Source organism: Odoribacter sp. AF15-53, assembly GCF_003479425.1.
Taxonomy (GTDB): domain Bacteria; phylum Bacteroidota; class Bacteroidia; order Bacteroidales; family Marinifilaceae; genus Butyricimonas.
Window position 1 is genome coordinate 1 of sequence record NZ_QUHC01000001.1, and the last position, 17,730, is coordinate 17,730.

The 17,730-nt window shown below is 43.0% G+C and carries 15 protein-coding genes; 8 read left to right on the forward strand and 7 right to left on the reverse strand.

The features are described from left to right. Positions 1 to 62 precede the first annotated feature (62 nt). Together ftsY and DWW52_RS00010 are read left to right on the forward strand one after the other, a co-directional pair. Positions 63 to 1,013 carry a signal recognition particle-docking protein FtsY gene (gene ftsY, locus DWW52_RS00005; RefSeq protein ID WP_118713385.1) on the forward strand — a complete coding sequence of 317 codons (951 nt, stop codon included), beginning with the start codon at positions 63 to 65 and terminating at the stop codon, positions 1,011 to 1,013. A 110-nt stretch (positions 1,014 to 1,123) separates the two neighbouring features. Continuing rightward, positions 1,124 to 1,612, forward strand: a complete 489-nt coding sequence (locus tag DWW52_RS00010) for a low molecular weight protein-tyrosine-phosphatase (RefSeq protein ID WP_118714248.1) — start codon at positions 1,124 to 1,126, stop codon at positions 1,610 to 1,612. Between the two features lie 51 nt (positions 1,613 to 1,663). Here DWW52_RS00010 and DWW52_RS00015 read toward each other — a convergent pair whose 3' ends face one another. Together DWW52_RS00015 and DWW52_RS00020 are read right to left on the reverse strand one after the other, a co-directional pair. Further along, positions 1,664 to 2,614, reverse strand: a complete 951-nt coding sequence (locus DWW52_RS00015) for a phosphoribosylaminoimidazolesuccinocarboxamide synthase (RefSeq protein ID WP_118713387.1) — start codon at positions 2,612 to 2,614, stop codon at positions 1,664 to 1,666. Between the two features lie 21 nt (positions 2,615 to 2,635). After that, positions 2,636 to 3,583, reverse strand: a complete 948-nt coding sequence (locus tag DWW52_RS00020) for a PhoH family protein (protein ID WP_118714249.1) — start codon at positions 3,581 to 3,583, stop codon at positions 2,636 to 2,638. A gap of 103 nt (positions 3,584 to 3,686) precedes the next feature. On the opposite strand from DWW52_RS00020, the gene mazG reads away from it, so the two are divergent. From mazG to menA, 5 genes are all read left to right on the forward strand, one after another. After that, a complete protein-coding gene (mazG, locus tag DWW52_RS00025) occupies positions 3,687 to 4,484 on the forward strand; it encodes a nucleoside triphosphate pyrophosphohydrolase (protein ID WP_118713389.1) in 798 nt (265 codons plus the stop codon). Positions 4,485 to 4,617: 133 nt separating this feature from the next. Continuing rightward, positions 4,618 to 4,968, forward strand: a complete 351-nt coding sequence (locus DWW52_RS00030; RefSeq protein ID WP_118713391.1) for a hypothetical protein — start codon at positions 4,618 to 4,620, stop codon at positions 4,966 to 4,968. Between the two features lie 110 nt (positions 4,969 to 5,078). Further along, complete coding sequence (locus DWW52_RS00035) at positions 5,079 to 8,309, forward strand: FAD-dependent oxidoreductase (protein ID WP_118713393.1); 3,231 nt, start codon at positions 5,079 to 5,081, stop codon at positions 8,307 to 8,309. Positions 8,310 to 8,448: 139 nt separating this feature from the next. Next, positions 8,449 to 9,288 carry a S1 RNA-binding domain-containing protein gene (locus tag DWW52_RS00040; RefSeq protein ID WP_118713395.1) on the forward strand — a complete coding sequence of 280 codons (840 nt, stop codon included), beginning with the start codon at positions 8,449 to 8,451 and terminating at the stop codon, positions 9,286 to 9,288. Positions 9,289 to 9,463: 175 nt separating this feature from the next. Then, positions 9,464 to 10,372: a 1,4-dihydroxy-2-naphthoate octaprenyltransferase gene (menA, locus tag DWW52_RS00045; RefSeq protein WP_118713397.1), complete on the forward strand. Its 909-nt coding sequence runs from the start codon at positions 9,464 to 9,466 to the stop codon at positions 10,370 to 10,372. A gap of 135 nt (positions 10,373 to 10,507) precedes the next feature. On the opposite strand, the gene DWW52_RS00050 is transcribed toward menA, so the two are convergent. The 4 genes from DWW52_RS00050 to DWW52_RS00065 all read right to left on the reverse strand — a co-directional run bounded on the left by DWW52_RS00050 (position 10,508) and on the right by DWW52_RS00065 (position 12,998). Then, positions 10,508 to 10,885, reverse strand: a complete 378-nt coding sequence (locus DWW52_RS00050; RefSeq protein ID WP_118713399.1) for a DUF3127 domain-containing protein — start codon at positions 10,883 to 10,885, stop codon at positions 10,508 to 10,510. 70 nt (positions 10,886 to 10,955) lie between these two features. Further along, the gene (locus DWW52_RS00055; RefSeq protein WP_118713401.1) at positions 10,956 to 11,660 is read right to left on the reverse strand and encodes an FKBP-type peptidyl-prolyl cis-trans isomerase; all 705 of its coding nucleotides are present in this window, start codon (positions 11,658 to 11,660) and stop codon (positions 10,956 to 10,958) included. An 18-nt stretch (positions 11,661 to 11,678) separates the two neighbouring features. Then, on the reverse strand, positions 11,679 to 12,281 hold the full coding sequence (locus DWW52_RS00060) for an FKBP-type peptidyl-prolyl cis-trans isomerase (protein WP_118713403.1): 603 nt from the start codon (positions 12,279 to 12,281) through the stop codon (positions 11,679 to 11,681). 69 nt (positions 12,282 to 12,350) lie between these two features. After that, positions 12,351 to 12,998: an ABC transporter ATP-binding protein gene (locus tag DWW52_RS00065; protein WP_118713405.1), complete on the reverse strand. Its 648-nt coding sequence runs from the start codon at positions 12,996 to 12,998 to the stop codon at positions 12,351 to 12,353. 156 nt (positions 12,999 to 13,154) lie between these two features. Here DWW52_RS00065 and DWW52_RS00070 point away from each other — a divergent pair, with 156 nt between their 5' ends. Continuing rightward, positions 13,155 to 15,287, forward strand: coding sequence for a Tex family protein (locus DWW52_RS00070; RefSeq protein ID WP_233556608.1), 2,133 nt, complete (start codon positions 13,155 to 13,157; stop codon positions 15,285 to 15,287). A gap of 110 nt (positions 15,288 to 15,397) precedes the next feature. Here the strand turns inward: DWW52_RS00070 and DWW52_RS00075 are convergent, their stop codons facing one another. Then, positions 15,398 to 17,728, reverse strand: a complete 2,331-nt coding sequence (locus tag DWW52_RS00075) for an ABC transporter permease (protein WP_118713407.1) — start codon at positions 17,726 to 17,728, stop codon at positions 15,398 to 15,400. Positions 17,729 to 17,730: the final 2 nt, after the last annotated feature.

Here is a 17,730-nt window from a genome sequence, read left to right on the forward strand (position 1 = left end):
TTTCAACTTTCAATTTTCAATTGTTTTGTCTACCTTAGTGCACTAAATCAATTTATGTGGAAATGGCATTATTCGGTTTATTTAATAAGAAGAAAAAGGAAAGCCTTGATAAAGGGCTAGAGAAGACGAAAGAAAGTGTATTTAAAAAACTCTCCCGGGCAATTATTGGAAAATCTAAGGTTGATGACGAGGTTTTAGATAATTTGGAAGAAGTGTTGATCTCTTCGGATGTCGGAGTTGATACTACACTTCGTATTATTGAGAGAATAGAGGAACGTGTACAACGGGATAAATACGTGGGGACGGAGGAGTTAAACCGGGTACTGAAAGAGGAGATTGTAGATTTGTTGAAAGAACATAATTCAACAGATTATGACTCTCTGACTTTACCCGAGGGACACAAGCCTTATGTTATCATGGTTGTTGGCGTGAACGGGGTAGGTAAAACTACAACGATTGGAAAGTTGGCCCATAAGTTTAAAGAAACGGGTAAATCTGTGGTTTTAGGTGCTGCCGATACATTTAGAGCTGCTGCCGTGGATCAGTTAGTTATCTGGGCAGAACGGGTTGGGGTACCGATTGTAAAACAGAGCATGGGGGCGGATCCGGCTTCGGTCGCTTTTGACACGTTAAGTAAGGCTAAGGCAGAAAATGCTGATGTTGTGCTTATCGATACGGCAGGACGTTTGCATAATAAAATAAATCTGATGAATGAGTTGACGAAGATCAAGAAGGTCATGCAAAAAGTGATTCCTGATGCTCCTCATGAGATATTATTAGTACTTGACGGTTCGACCGGGCAAAATGCTTACGAGCAAGCGAAACAGTTTACGTTAGCTACTGAGGTGAATGCTTTGGCAATTACAAAGCTGGACGGTACGGCAAAAGGCGGGGTTGTCATTGGTATTTCCGATCAATTTAAGATTCCTGTAAAATATATTGGTATAGGAGAAAAGATAGATGATTTGCAAGTATTCAATAGAGAAGAGTTCGTAGATTCTTTATTCAATTGAATTCTTAAAATCTGTAAGGTTTATAAAGTTTATAAGGCGGGATCCTGTCGGAATCTGTTTTCTTATAAACTTTATGAACCTTAAATTTTATATAGATGGAGTTATCGTGTATGAAGAAAAGAATTTTATTTATTTGTTTGGGAAATATATGTCGTTCTCCGAGTGCCGAGGCGATTATGAAGCATTACGTGAAAGAACGGGGACAAGAAGATCAATTTTATATTGATTCGGCAGGGATTAGTGGGTATCATTCGGGTGATCCGGCTGATAAACGGATGCAAAGTCATGCTATAAGAAGAGGGTATGATTTGACTAGTTTGTCCCGAAAGTTTTACCCGGATGCGGATTTTGAGAATTTCGATATGATTATCGGGATGGATGATCAGAATATTCGGGATTTGCAGCGAATGGCTACTTCTGGAGAGGAGAGAAATAAAATTTATAAAATGACGGATTTTTGTCAGCGTTTTTCTTATCGAGACAGTGTTCCTGATCCTTATTACGGTGGAGATGCCGGGTTCGAATTAGTGCTGGATTTGCTGGAAGATGCAGTTGAAGGGTTATTGGAACATTTACAAACAAATAGTATTGGGGTATAAATAAAAAAGAGGCGGATTTTGCACCGCCTCTTTGGGTTTATTGTTTTTATACTATTTCAGTAACGTGTTCAGGAAGTCATTCACGTTCTTCTCGATACGGGCGAGAACATTCGTGTTTTCAGCTTTAACGAATTTACTTCCGGTGATGTGTTCGTATAACTCGATATAACGATCTGTAATGTTGTTTACAACTTCGGGAGTCATTTCCGGAACTCTTTGTCCTTCTTTACCTTGGAATCCGTTTTCCATTAACCATTCGCGAACGAATTCTTTGGAAAGTTGACGTTGTTTTTCTCCTTTAGCTAGGCGTTCTTCGTATCCTTCGGCGTAGAAATAACGAGAGGAATCCGGCGTGTGAATTTCATCAATCAGGTAGATTTTACCGTCTTTCTTACCGAATTCGTATTTCGTATCCACGAGTATCAATCCCATTTTAGCGGCAATTTCAGTTCCTCTTTGGAAAAGTGCGAGGGTGTATTTTTCGATAGCCTCGTAGTCTTCTTTGCTGACTAGTCCGGAAGAGATGATTTCTTCTTTAGAGATATTTTCATCATGTCCTTCCATTGCTTTTGTGGTCGGGGTTACGAGCGGGGTAGGGAATTTCTGGTTTTCAACCATTCCTTCCGGTAAAGGTAAACCGCAAAGAGTTCTGTTCCCGGCTTTGTATTCTCTCCATGCGCTTCCTGCCAGATAACCACGAATAACCATTTCCACTTTGAAGGGTTCGCATCTGTGCCCCACGGTCACCATCGGATCGGGAGTTGCTATTTTCCAGTTGGGCACGATGTCTGAGGTTGCATCCAGGAATTTAGCAGCAATTTGATTTAATATTTGTCCTTTGTAAGGTATTCCTTTCGGGAGTACCACGTCGAAAGCGGAAATCCTGTCGGATACCAACATAACGAGGTATTCGTCATTGATGTTGTATACGTCGCGTACTTTACCAACGTATTCATCCTTCTGTTTCGGAAATTTGAAATTTGTTTTTACAATCGCTTCCATGTTATTTGCTTTAAAGATCCGTTATTTAGTTTTTTCTTCATTGTTGTAAGCGTTGACAATATCTTTCACCAGTCTATGGCGAACGATGTCATTGTTGTCAAATTCGACAAATGCGATGCCTTTAATTTGGTGTAATAGTTTAAAGGCATGAATCAGCCCCGAATCCGTGTGTCGAGGTAAGTCTATCTGACTCATATCACCGGTGATCACGAATTTAGCGTTGATCCCCATACGGGTCAGGAACATTTTTAATTGATTCTTTGTCGTGTTTTGTGCCTCGTCAAGAATTACGAAAGCATCATTTAGCGTGCGCCCTCTCATGTAAGCCAGGGGGGCAATCTGTATGATTTCAGTTTCAAGATATTCCGTTAGTTTTTTCGGGGGAATCATGTCTGAAAGTGCGTCGTACAGAGGTTGCAAGTAAGGGTCTACTTTCTCCTTCATGTCTCCGGGAAGGAATCCCAGACTTTCACCGGCTTCGACAGCGGGGCGGCTGAGAATAATGCGTTTTACCTCTTTGTTGCGTAATGCTTTTACCGCAAGAGCGATTGCGGTGTATGTCTTACCGGAACCGGCAGGACCCGTGGCAAAAAGCAGATCGTTTGTCCTTGCCAGATCGACGAGTTTACGTTGATTGGCTGTTCTTGCCCGAATCATTTTTCCGTTGTTGCCAAAAACGATGATGGAAGCGGGATCTTCCGGGTCTTCCACGACCTCGTCTTCCAAAATGATCCTTTTTAGATTGGCGATCGTGAGCATATTGTATTTATTGTAATGTTCCAAAAGGGCGTTGATTTTGGCGACAAGCACGTCAATGTCACGTTCTTCTCCCTGAATAATGATTTCATCCCCTCTGGCGGTGATTTTTAACTTTGGGAAAAATTCTTTTAACGTGATGAATTTTGCGTTGTTAATGCCGTAAAAGTCAATAGGATCAATGTTTCCAATACTTATTCTTCTCTCTATCATGAAACTTAAAATAAATAACTTATTTTTGCAGGTGCAAAGTAGGGAAAACAATTGGAAATTGAAAGTTGGAAATTGAAAATTTTTCATTAGCGGAGTGTTTGTTATGGAGAAAGATTTTACAAGACAAAAAGAGGCTTTTGCCGAGTTGCTAGATATAATGGAGACTCTGAGAGAAAAGTGTCCCTGGGATCACAAGCAAACAATGGAGTCTTTACGGACGTTGTCCGTGGAGGAAGTTTATGAATTGGGGGATGCCGTGTTGAAAAACGATATGCAGGAAGTGAAGAAGGAGTTGGGCGATTTGATTATGCATATCGTGTTTTATGCCGTGATCGGAGAGGAGCAACGCCAGTTTGATATCACGGATGTTTTGGAGGAGATATGTGCTAAACTGCGTTACCGACACCCGCATATTTACGGCGAGGTGAAGGTGGAGGATGAAAATGACGTGTTGCGAAACTGGGAGCAATTGAAGTTGAAGGAGAAGGGACGTCATCATAAGGTGTTGGAAGGTGTGCCCGATGCGCTTCCGGCTTTGGTGAAAGCCTATCGAATTCAGGATAAAGTGAGAGGTATCGGGTTTGACTGGAAGCAGAAAGAGGATGTGTGGCAAAAAGTAAGAGAGGAGTTGGGAGAATTGGAGGTCGAGATTGCTCGGAATGACCAAGAACGTATGGAAGAGGAGTTTGGGGATTTCATGTTTGCCATGATTAATGCTGCTCGATTGTACGGGATCAACCCGGAGAATGCATTGGAAAAAACGAACAAGAAGTTTATTCGTCGCTTCTCTTACGTGGAGGAAAAAGCAAACGAGAACGAGAGAAGGTTATCAGAAATGACTTTGGAGGAGATGGACGAGTACTGGAATGAGGCGAAACGAAATGAGACAATTGAAAATTAAAAATGAAGAAAAAGGATTTGAAGATTCTGTGATTATGAAGGGGAACGTGAGAGTTGTGTGTGGAAATCATAAATCATGAAATCGGGGGGCTTTGAGCGGGTAAGTCATAAATTTAAAATCTAAAATTTGCAAGGTGGATTTAACAGGTAAGTGGAAATATAAAGAGGATTATGGTTACGGGGTAGCCGAGGGTGAATTGTTCTTGAAGCAGGAGGGAAATAATTTGTCAGGAAGAATTATTTTTACCGATCAGCTCGAAGGAGAGGAAGGGTATATGTTGCAGGAGTTTTTGGTGGGAACTCTTGAAGAACATAAGGTAAAGTTGGATGCCGAGGAGTTTGATGTCATCCATTCCGATCACGAGGTACAATATGAATTGGATAGTTGGTTCGGGGTGTTGGTAGATGATGACACGATTGTGGGAGTGAGCAAAGACGGGCAGGGGATTGAAGGAAAGTTTACTTTCACGAGAGAGAAAAATTAAGTGTTAAAAAAACAATAAAATGGGAAAGCTGACAAAAGTCAGCTTTTTTTTGTCTCGGATCGTTTACATTGCAGAAGAATCTAATAACCTAACTAATAAATCTGTAACTTATGTCGAAGATTAATTCGCATCCGATTCTGGATGTTCCGAAACGAGATAAAGTGGTTTTCACTTTTAATGGAAAGAAAATAGAAGGAGAGAAAGGTTTTACCATCGCGGCCGCATTGCATCAGGCGGGGTATCCCGTGCATAGTCATAGCTTGGATGGGCGGGGACGTTCTCTGGCTTGTGGCATTGGAAAATGTGGTGCTTGTGAAATGATGGTTGATGGTAAGGTTCGGCGTATTTGCGTGACGAAGGTGGATGGCGTGAAGGAGGTACGGGAGTTCGCGCAAGGAGAAATGGCCGAAGAGCATTCCGAACACCGGATTGATACTCGAAAAGTGCTTCGAACCACGGTTGTCATCGTGGGGGCAGGTCCTGCCGGGTTAGCTGTTCGGGAAGAATTTGAGAAATATGGCGTGGATAATATCGTTATTGATAATAATGATAAGATTGGCGGTCAGTTTAATATGCAAACACACCAGTTTTTCTTTTTTGAAAAAGAGAAGCGTTTTGGTGGAATGCGTGGATTTGATATTGCTAAAACGTTGGCAGGCGAAAATATGGAGGGAATATACCTGAACTCGACGGTTTGGGATATTCTGGAAGGGAAACGGGTGGCCGTGAAAAATCTGGAGACGGATACCGTGTTCTTCGTGGACGCTGATTACCTGGTGGTAGCGACAGGCGCCGTGCCGTTTATGCCGGCTTTTGAGAATGATGACCTACCCGGGGTTTATACCGCGGCGGTGGTTCAGAAGATGATGAATAATGAACTCACGTTGTTGGGAAAGAATGTCCTGACCGTGGGAGCTGGAAATATCGGTTACCTGACATCCTACCAGTTAATGCAGGCGGGAGCTAACGTGAAAGCTATTATAGAAGGTATGCCCAAGGAAGGGGGATTCCCCGTTCAGGCGAATCGGGTACGTCGTTTGGCTATACCGATTATGACTTCTCACGTGCTGTTGAAGGCGATCCCGAATGCCGATCACACGGGTATCACGGGAGCCGTGATCGCCGAATGTGAGAATTTCAAGTCGATACCGGGTACGGAGAGAATCATGGAAGGAATTGATGTTATTAATATATGTACGGGATTGATTCCCGACAACCAGTTGTTGACGAAAGGGCGGGCCGTGTTCGGAGAGCATTGTTACGCGGCGGGGGATGCTGTGCGTATCGGGGAAGGTACGAGTGCCGTGTTGCGAGGCAAGCAGACTGCCACGGAGATCATGATGGATTTGGGAACCCGGTTGAGTTATGACGATTATTTGGTTGTTTCTAAGGAGTATATTGATTCGCAACAACATCCGGTTCGAATACTGGAAGCTCCTCGCTTGCCTGATTCCGAACGTATGAAAAAAAGAGGGTTCGTGCAGATGGATTGTTTGTATGGTTTTGCATGTAATCCCTGTTCTTTCGCTTGTCCTCACGGGGCGATTACCAAGAGTTCAACTTCGACGGTTCCTCACGTGGATTATGACAAGTGCATCGGGTGTATGGAGTGTGTTTACCAGTGTCCGGGATTGGCTATCTTCGGGTATGATCTGCGCAAGGATAGTTTGTTCCTGCCGATAGAGTATGAGGTAAAGGAGAAAGAGGTGGTTTATCTGGTGAATAATTACGGGGAGAGATTGGGCGAAGGTGTTGTGGAGAAAGTTTTGCATAAACCGAATAAGACGAATATAGCGCGGGTGAAGGCGCTTGATATTCACGGGGAAGAGCTCGTGAAGGTGAGAGGTTTCGTGGTAAAAGAGCGTTACCCGAAGCCTTTGGCCTTGGAACCTTTGTTAAAAGATCAACCGGGAGCCACGTTTATTTGTCATTGTGATGACGTGACTTTAGACGATGTGCTAAAAATCGTGGGGGATCGTACTTTTATTTCTATTGATGAGATTAAGCATACGACTCGTTTAGGTATGGGACCTTGTCGTGGGAAGCGTTGTATCCCACGTTTGAAGACGGCTTTGAGGGCTAAAGGTATTGAGATCATGGGAGATGCAACGCCGAGAGCACCTCTGTCTAACCAATTGAATTTGGGTGAGTTGTATCCACCGAAACGGGGTGACGAACATCGGGTGGCTAACCGGAGTGATTTCAAGAAAATCGAGGTCGGGGCTTTGATTGCCGGAGGTGGGATTGCCGGAAGTGCGCTATTCCGTTACATGGCGGAATCGGGTTTGAATCCGGTGTTGGTGAATGCAGACCGGGGGTCTTCCTGGAGAAATATCGGTGGTGGACGTACGGCTTTCTCGTTGCCGGAGTTGGCTGAGATAGCGGAACATAATCATACGATATTTAAAGAGTTACAAAAGTTGTCGAATATAGATTATAAGGCGACCCGTTATATAAACTTGGCACATGATGAAGCTACTTTTAATGCGTTGGATGCCAGTCGGGCGTGGTCGGATGCTTATATGGTGGCTCCCAAAGATTTCCAGAAAGAGATATCTCCTTATTTCAGCACAAAATCGAAACGTTATTTGGGAGCGTTGATTACGAATGATTGTTGGCAGGCAACTCCCGGTAAGGTTGTTGATTTAATTCGCAATATGGGTATATCTGCCGGGGGACGGTGTGTTGAAGATTGCAAGGTGCTTGAGGTAATGAAAGAGGGAGCGACATATAGTATTCTGGTGTTGACCCATGATAAGAAGTACGTGGAATTCCGTACGGAGATTTTCGTGAATGCCTTAGGTGCCGGAGCCGGAAAGATATGCGAGGGACTGGGTATTCATGCCGGATTGTATCCCGTGCGTCACCAGGCGTTTATCACGCGTCGTTTGCCGATGTTGGGTAAGAATGGCGATAGTTTGGATATGTTGATCGATCGTCAGGAGTACAAGGGGTTCTCTGCTGTTTACGGTCAACAGTTGGCACATACGGGACAAATTATCGGTTGTGCATCCCCGCGGGTAGATGCTTTGCGGACAGATAAAAATTTGATTTTGAACACGAAAGAGTTTATGGAGATTATCAGTGAATTCTTCGTGGATTGGATGCCCGAATTGGCCGGTGTCGGTATTCAGGCTACTTGGTCGGGATATTACACGGAACCCCGGTATATTATTGATCCGGAACTTGGTTTGTTTGTCGGGATGCGGGGACATGGTTTCATGTTGTCTCAATATCTGGCAAAAATGTACGTGGATAAATTGATGGGCCGTCCTGTACCGGAGTATTTCGACAAGTTGAAATTGAACGGACCGGGATTATCGGAAAAAGCCTTTAAATAATTCGGTGATTTACGATTCCATGATTTAGTGATTCCCACCCACTTCCTTTCAGAATGGAGTGTGGTGGGAATGATTTAATCACTCGATCATAAATCATAAATCACTTAATTTCTTTATCTTTGTCGCAAAATAACAGAATATGATAAAGTTAGGTGAGTATAATATATTGAAAGTCGTTAAAATAGTTGATTTTGGCGTTTATTTGGATGGAGGTGATTACTGGGGTGAAATTTTGTTGCCCAAAGAGACCGCTCCGGCAGAGTGTAAAGAGGGTGATGAATTAAAGGTATTCATTTATTTTGATTCGGAAGACCGGGTTATTGCCACGATGTCAACTCCCAAGGCTGTCGTGGGTGAATTTGCCTTAATGAAAGTTGTAGGGACGAGTAAAGTGGGTGCATTTTTGGATTGGGGTTTGCGTAAGGATCTATTGGTACCTTTCCGTGAACAACGAGATGAAATGGTGGTAGGACGTGAGTACCTGGTGTATGTTTACGTGGATAAAACAACCGATCGTATCGTGGCCTCTACGAGATTAAATCGCTTTTTAGATAAAAATCCGGCAGATTATGAACCGGGGCAGGAAGTGGAGTTGATTGTTGCACGTCGGACAGATTTGGGATATAACGTGATTGTAAATAATAGTCACGAGGCTGTTATTTATCGGAATGAGATATTTCAACCTTTATCTATCGGTCAGCATTTGATTGGCTATATAAAGACGATTCGGGAAGACGGTAAGATTGATTGCATCCTGCAAAAGAACGACGGTCATGAACAGATTGATCGTTTAGCTGCCTTGATTTTAGCGAAACTGGCGGAGAATGGGGGAAGTCTAGCCGTGTCGGATAAGAGTGATCCCGAAGAAATCTATCGGCTTTTCGGTTGTAGCAAGAAAAATTATAAAAAAGCTGTTGGAGGATTGTTCAAGCAACATAAAGTGATCATCGGGGAGAAGGAGTTGAAGCTGAAAAATTGAAAAGAGGTTATAAAGTTTATAAGGTTCATAAAGTTCGTAAAGTCAGTGGCCCCCTGCGGGGCGCTTTGTTTATGGCAGTTTATGCTGCGGGGTTATTAAATTGGGGATCTTAAAATTAATAGAATTCTTCAATTTAAAATTTGAAATCATTAAATTTAAAATTTGTAAGTTTGTTATGTCAAAAGTTCGGGCGTATATGGTTAGTTTTCGATTGAGAACACTACCATTGTCATTGTCGGGCGTTTTATTAGGTTCGATGCTTGCTGCAAGTGACGGGTATTTTAAGACGATAACTTTCGTATGGGCGATGTTGACGACGGCAGCTTTACAAATATTGTCCAATTTGGCTAATGAAGTGGGGGATTTGGATAAAGGGACGGATAATGAACATCGGCTGGGGCCGATTCGAAGCGCTCAAAGTGGGGCTTTGAGTGGAGGTGAGATGATTCGGGCTATGATCGTGGTGGGCGGAATTGCTGTCATCACGGGTAGTTTATTGATATACGAAGCTTTTCGGGATTTGTTGAACTGGAAAAGTATTGTCTTGTTCGTGGCGGGAGGAGCTTCTATCGTGGCTGCCGTGAAATACACGGTAGGAAAAAGTGCCTACGGGTACCGGGGATTGGGAGATCTTTTCGTGTTTATATTTTTCGGGTTGGTTAGCGTGATGGGGAGTTATTTTGCTATGGCCGGAAAGTTGTCCTGGATATGTATATTACCGGCGGCAGCGATCGGTTTTCTATCTTCCGGGGTGTTGAATATGAATAATATCCGGGATATCGAGAATGATTCTGTTTGTGGTAAACGTACGATCCCGGTGATTCTGGGAGTACGGGGAGCGAAAATATATCATTTCATAATTACGATATTGGCTTTGATATGCCTATGTGTGTATTCGGTTATACATCCGGGGGGATGGACGGGATATCTTTTTTTATTGGCCCTGCCTCTATTATGCCTACATTTAAACAAGGTCTACCGGGGCGAGGGGAGGGCTTTGGACTCCCAATTGAAAATTCTTTCTCTTACCACGTTGATGATTTCATTGTTATTGGGAATAGGTCAGATTATCGGTTTGCAATAGGAATGTGTTTGTAAACGTGATTGTTGTGAAATTGTAAACCGGTTGTAGATTCCGTCTTCGACTTGCAAGTTAAATGCCCCTCAAAAGTTTTAGTTTGACTTTTGAGGGGCATTTAAGTTTTTAGATATTTCTATTTTAGAATGGAAGATCATCGGCTTCCGGCATCGGGGGAATATCTTCAACCTTGTATTCCGGGGTCGGGGCTCCCATCATCGGAGCTTCGGCCTGAACTTTCTCTATTCTCCATCCTTCCAGGTTGGTGAAGTAAGATACTTGTCCGTTGTTCTCCCATTTACGGCCACGCAAATTGAAATATACTTTGATATTTTCGTTCAATTGGATTGTTTCCAATAGATCACACCGGTCTTGGATCAATTGAACTTTTACGAAGTCGTTCCATTGTGGATTCTTCTCGTTTTCAACTTCTATCACGAATTCTCTCTTTTGGAAACGATCGCTGATTTTTTGTGTAGCTTCTTTAAAAATTAATTTTCCGGTAACTTCGTAATTCATTGTTTTTCTGATTAGAAACAAGCCCAAGAATTCTTGGGCTTGTTAGCTGTTTAAATATCAATAGATAAAATTATTTTTTAGCGTTCGGGTCAACAATATCGATTAATTCAACTTCGAAAATCAAAGTTTCGTTCGGTCCGATAGCACCTCTGGCACCTTGAGGTCCGTAAGCCAAGTTTGACGGGATGTAAAGTGTCCATTTAGAACCAACAGGCATTAATTGTAATGCTTCCGTCCAACCTTTGATTACCCGGTTTACAGGGAATTCGGTAGGCTCGCCTCTCTTGTATGAAGAGTCGAATTCAGTTCCGTCGATCAAAGTTCCTTTGTAGTGAACTCTTACAACGCTGGTATCAGCCGGCATGGCACCCGTACCTTCTTTTTCGATCTTGTATTGAAGTCCGCTTTCGGTTGTTTTTATACCATCTTTTTTAGCGTTAGCAGCCAAAAATTCTTCTCCAGCCTTTAAAGCTTTGTCAGCTTTCGCCATCATCGCTTTTTGAGTATATTGTTGTAAGAACATGTTCATTTTCATCATGTCGGCAGGAGCTTCTTTCTTCTGCAATGCACTATTCATACCGGCGATGATGGCGTTCATGTTAATATCTTCCAATCCGTTTTGGTTGATATTAGAACCGTACATATAACCGATATAAAAACTAGCTGTATCAACATCGTTCTTTAAAGATACACTGGTTTGAGTTGTGTTATTACAACAACTGGATAAACCGATAGCAGCTACGGATAAGCCTAAAATTAGATTTTTTGCGTTCATAGTTTTTCGTAAATTTAATTATACTATATCTAATAATTCTATATCAAAAACTAAAGTTTCGTTCGGTCCGATAGCTTGTCCCGCTCCGTGAGGGCCGTAAGCCAGGTCGGAAGGAATGAATAGTTGCCATTTGGAACCCACTGGCATTAATTGAAGAGCCTCAACCCAACCGGGAATTACCCCGTTTACCGGGAATTCGGCAGGTTCTCCGCGGCGGATTGAAGAGTCGAACACGGCTCCGTTGATCAAACGACCTTCATAGTGACATTTTACGGTGTCACTAGCTTTAGGGATAGCACCGTTTCCGGTAGAAATGACCTTGTATTGTAATCCGCTATTAAGGGTGATCACGCCTTCTTTGCTTTTGTTCTCGTTTAAGAATTTTTCTCCGGCTTCCTTGGCAGCTTTGCCTCTTTCATTTTGCAATTTGTTGAAATAATCCTGCAGAATCTGGTTTGCTTCTTCCGGTTGGATTTCCGGCATCTGACCCGCATAAACTGTTCTTATAGCGTCAACAAAAGCTTCTGTATTAATGGTGTTTACACCCGAGGAAAGGAGGTTACTTGCAATACTTAGTCCGAAACAATAACTCACTTTGTCTAACTCTTCTGTATATTTCATTGAAAGGTTTAATTAATAAATAAATATTTTGTTCATTAAGACGCAAATGTAAGAACATTGTGCGAAATCTCAAATCATACCGTCATTTAATTTTATCTGTCTGTCGGACATCCGGGCTAATTCATTGTCATGGGTGACGATGACGAATGTTTGTCCGAGTTCTTCGCGTAGCGTGAAAAATAATTGATGCAGTTCGTTTTTGGTACGGGTATCCAGGTTCCCCGAAGGTTCGTCGGCCAATACTACACGAGGATGATTAACTAGTGCCCGTGCAACAGAAACTCGTTGTTGCTCTCCTCCCGAAAGTTGATTCGGTTTGTGGGTAATTCGGTCTTTTAAGCCGAGCATGGTTAGTAATTCAAGAGCTCTTTTTTCCGCTTCTTTTTTCCCGGTACCTTTGATCCACGCGGGAATACAGACGTTTTCAAGAGCCGAGAATTCCGGTAGTAAGTGATGAAACTGGAATACGAAACCGATGTTGCTATTACGGAATACGGATAATTTATTCGGGTTTAATTGGGCTACATTGATCGAGTCATAGTATATTTCACCTTCATCCGGGGAATCTAAGGTTCCCAAGATATGTAATAAGGTACTTTTCCCGGCTCCGCTGGCTCCGACAATCGTTACAATTTCTTTTTCCGCGATCGTGAGGTCTATGCCTTTTAACACTTTCAGGTCCCCGTAACTCTTTACTATATTTTTGATTTCAATCACCTTGCTAATTTTAGATTTTAAATTTTAGATTTAGGATTCCAACTGCGCGAGTTTTGTGCTTTGGAACGTAAATCAAAAGTTTATTCAATTATTTTGACTGTAAAGATAATGATTAAAATAAAGAGTGTGTATATTAGCAATCTAAAATAAATACGTATGGAATATTATATAGATCCGATTTCTTTCGTGACGCAAAAGAGTGGTTTTGAGAGTAGATATATTAAAAATTTATTGGGCTTGTTGGATGAAGGGGCCACGATTCCTTTTATTTCCCGTTACCGTAAAGAGGTGACGGGGAGCATGGACGAGGTGCAGGTAGGGCAGGTCCGGGAAATTTACGAGCAGTTCAAGGAACTGGAGAAGCGGAAAAAGACCGTATTGGAGAGTATCGAACAACAGGAAAAACTGACACCGGAATTAAAGAAGCAAATCGAGCGTTGTACCGATTTGCGAGAATTGGAAGATATTTATTTGCCTTATAAGCCGAAGAAGCAGACTCGGGCATCCAAGGCGAAAGCTAAAGGTCTGGAACCTTTGGCTGCCCTGTTGATGAAGCAGGATAACGGGGACGTGTGGGACAAGGCGGCCCGTTTCGTGAAAGATGATGTGGAGAGTGAGGAAGAGGCTTTGCAGGGGGCGCGGGATATTATTGCCGAATGGGTGAGCGAGAATGAGCGGGCTCGGAACACGGTGCGTCGTTCTTTTGACCGGGTTGCCATCGTGAAGGCTAAATTGATGAAAGGCAAAGAAGAAGAAGGTGAAAAGTTTACCGATTACTTTGATTATTCGGAACCTCTGCGAAGAATTCCTTCTCATCGGATGTTGGCTATCCGTCGGGGAGAAGCGGAAGGCATACTGAAAGTCTCGATCGAGATTCCCGAAGAGGAAACAATCGAGTCGTTGGAAAAGATATTTGTAAAGGGGCGTAACGATAGTGCGGAACAGGTGGCCATTGCCGTGAAAGACGGGTACAAGCGTTTGTTGGTTTCATCCATAGAGACGGAATACCTTCAGACGGGGAAACAGAAAGCCGACGAGGAGGCGATTAAAGTGTTTGCCGAGAATCTGCGCCAGTTGCTTCTGGCCCCACCGTTGGGTAATAAACGGGTTTTAGGCATAGATCCGGGTTTCCGTACGGGATGTAAGGTTGTTTGTCTGGATGAGACAGGGAATTTGGTGCATAATGAAACCATTTATCCGCATCCGCCACAGAACGAGGTGAAGCAAGCGGCCAATAAAATTACGAATTTGGTCAACTCGTACCGGATCGAGGCGATTGCTATCGGAAACGGGACAGCGGGACGTGAAACGGAGCGTTTTATTCAAAGTTTGCGTTATGACAGGGATATACAGGTATTTGTTGTGAGCGAAAGTGGGGCTTCGATTTATTCGGCTTCCAAGATCGCCCGGGATGAATTTCCTCAATATGACGTGACGGTTCGCGGGGCGGTATCTATCGGGCGGCGCTTGATGGATCCATTGGCTGAATTGGTGAAAATTGATCCGAAATCTATCGGGGTCGGGCAGTATCAACATGATGTTGATCAGGCTAAATTGAAAGAGAGTTTGGATCGGGTGGTTGAGTCCTGCGTGAACCGGGTTGGGGTGAACGTGAACACTGCGAGCAAATATTTGTTGACGTATGTTTCCGGTTTAGGGCCTACTTTGGCAGAGAATGTGGTTAATTATATCAAGGAGAACGGGGCTTTTCGCAGTCGCAATGAATTGAAAAAGGTGAAGCGAATGGGAGAGAAAGCGTTCGAGCAATGTGCCGGATTCTTACGGATCGAGGGGGCAGAGAATCCTTTGGATAATTCATCCGTGCATCCGGAATCGTATGCCGTGGCTGAACGAATGGCAAAAGATTTGGGTATTCCGTTGAAATCGTTGATTGGTAACGAGGAGGCTTGCAACAAAATCGAATTATCCCGTTACGTGAATGACCGGATCGGTTTGCCAACTTTGAAAGATATCGTGGATGAGTTGAAGAAACCGGGACGTGATCCCCGTTCCGTGGCGAAAGTGTTTAGTTTTGCCGAGAATATTCACACGATTGATGATCTGGAACTTGGAATGGTCGTTCCGGGAATCGTGACTAACCTGACTAATTTCGGTGCTTTCGTGGATATCGGTGTGAAGCAGGACGGGTTGGTGCATATATCCGAGATTGCTGATAAATATATATCGAATCCGGCTGAGGTGCTTTCGTTGAATCAGCATGTCACGGTGAAAGTCGTGCAGGTTGACAAGGCCCGGAAACGGATAGGGCTTTCGATAAAGCAAGCTTAAACAATTTTATGATTGGGAGATTCTGTGATTGAGTGATGTTGAGAAAGTGTTGCTTCTTGTGTGGAGGTAATCACAGAATCGTCAATCATTCAATCACAGAATTAATCGGGTTATTCTTTTTTGAGGGTTTCTATTGGATTGGTTCGGGAAACTTTGAAGGATTGCCAGATGACCGTGAGAATGCCGACAAGGGTAGCTCCGACTCCGATCAGGAGAAAAGAACTCAAAGATAGATCAATTTTGTAGACAAACTGGGAGAGCCATTGTTCTGAACAATAGTAGGCAATAGGGGCCCCGATGCAAAAGGCGATCAGAATCCACTTGATGAATCGGGTGCAAAGAAGGATGACAATTTGCTTTTCTGTCGCCCCGTTTATTTTGCGAAGGCTGATTTCTTTGCGTCTGTTTTCTACCGAGAACCAGGCCAGTCCGAATAGTCCTAATCCGGCAAGTAGGATGCTGATGTAAGAGAATATCGAAAGAATTCTCATGATTCGTAGTTCTTCCTGATGGAATTCCATGAATCGTTCGGCCATGCTACATGTCTTTATTGCGGGTGATTCCGGGGTGATTTGTTGCCATAGGGTGGCTATTTTTTCTTCCACGATTTTTCGAGTACCGGGTTGAATTCGGATGATGTTACGATCGGACCCGGCGGCATCTGAACGGATAAACATGGGGGATACTTGTCGTGTGAGCTTATCTCTTGGGTAATCGGCTACTACCCCGATAATCGTGTAGGTATCTTCCCATACTTGGAAAGATTTACCTAAAGGTTCTGTTATCCCTTTTTTCTTACAAAAAGTCTCGTTCACGATAACTTCATGTAATCCTTTTTTCCCCGGTGAAAATAACCTTCCAGACAGAAGTTGTATATCATAGAAATCAAAAAATGAAGGATCAGCATCCACGCAATCTACCTCCAAATCTTCTAATCTGTAAGTGCAATTCTGGGTGATACTGGCCATTGTACGATGCGTGATTTCCGGAATAGAAACAAGTTGATCCCAGAAAGTTTTAATGGTTGCGTTTTCTAAAGTGTAAAGTCCTAATATTAGTATTTCGTCGGCATGTGGACGGCAATGTGCGGTGAAGTTCATTTGGTGGTGAATGTTTATCACGGTCGTCGTCAGGATGATGGAAATGGTGAACTGGGCGATCACGATATTTCGAACGAGGATTGTTTTTTGTTTATTCTCGTTCTTTAGGATTTCGGATAGTGAATTCCTGCTGATTTTTAGGATCACGTACAGGGGCGGTATAATGATAATTGTGCCGAGTACAAGAAATAGCACTAGCGGGGTATATCCGGAATACAGGTCTGACAGGCTTAGGTTGGAGGTAACGAATGTGTTGAAATGGGGAATAAGTATCTGGATGATACCAATGGATATGATAAAGGAGAACAACACGAGTAATGCGGTTTCCAGGATCAATTGTTTCTGTATACCTTGTTTCGATTCGCCCGATATGAGTTGAATTCCGGTTGTTTTTAGCTGTTGAATGATACGGGTCAGGCAAATATTGATATGGTTGAAACAGGCAATAATGAATATGAGTATGGCAACTCCCAGTCCGAGATAAACAAAGGAAGGATCACGTTTGAAGATTAAGCCGTCTTCATACAAATGTGTTGCCTTTGCAAAATAAAGTTGTTCAACGGGTTTTAGATGAATGGTTTCGTCTTTAAATTGTTCTTTACTCCAATCCTTTATTTTATTCAGAAATTCGGTGGGGGAGACTTCGGGGGCAAGTTCTATAAATGAGTAAAAAGAGAACCCGGTTTGTCGTGATACTTCCTCGTCGGGTAATCCTCGTAGAATCCCGAAATGGAGAAAGTTTTTTTGTGAATCATCAATAACGGTGGTGATCGTGTAGGGTTCGAATAACGTTTGGTAGATGTTTTTCTCTCCGTCGAAATGAACGATATATCGTCCTAACGTGAGCGATTGTCCGACGGGATTAGCAATTCCGAAATGTTGGCGGGCGAAAGATCGGGTAACGGCAATTTCATTCGGAGATGAGAGAGTTTTGCGTAAATCTCCCGATAATAGAGGAAGTTTGAAAAAGTCCGAAAAATTAGGGGTAATGGAATAGGCATCATAGTATTCCGATTCTTCGTCTTCTTCTGAGAAAAGAAGGTGTTCATTTCGGAAAGCACAATGTGCTATCACCTCCGGGTAGGTATTTTTCAATTGAACCCCGACTTCCCCGGAGACAAGGGCATCACTGTTAACGATGCTGTGTTCTCTTTGTACTTGAACAAGGTAACAGTTTTTCTTGTTCAAGATAGAGTGGGCAATTCGATATTCATGTAGCACGAATGTAATCAATAGCGTGCAGCACGTGAGTCCCACGATTAGACTGATAAGAGAGATCAGGGTATAGGTTTTATTTTTGATCCAGCCTCGGAATATGATTTTAAATTGGACGTTTTGCATGG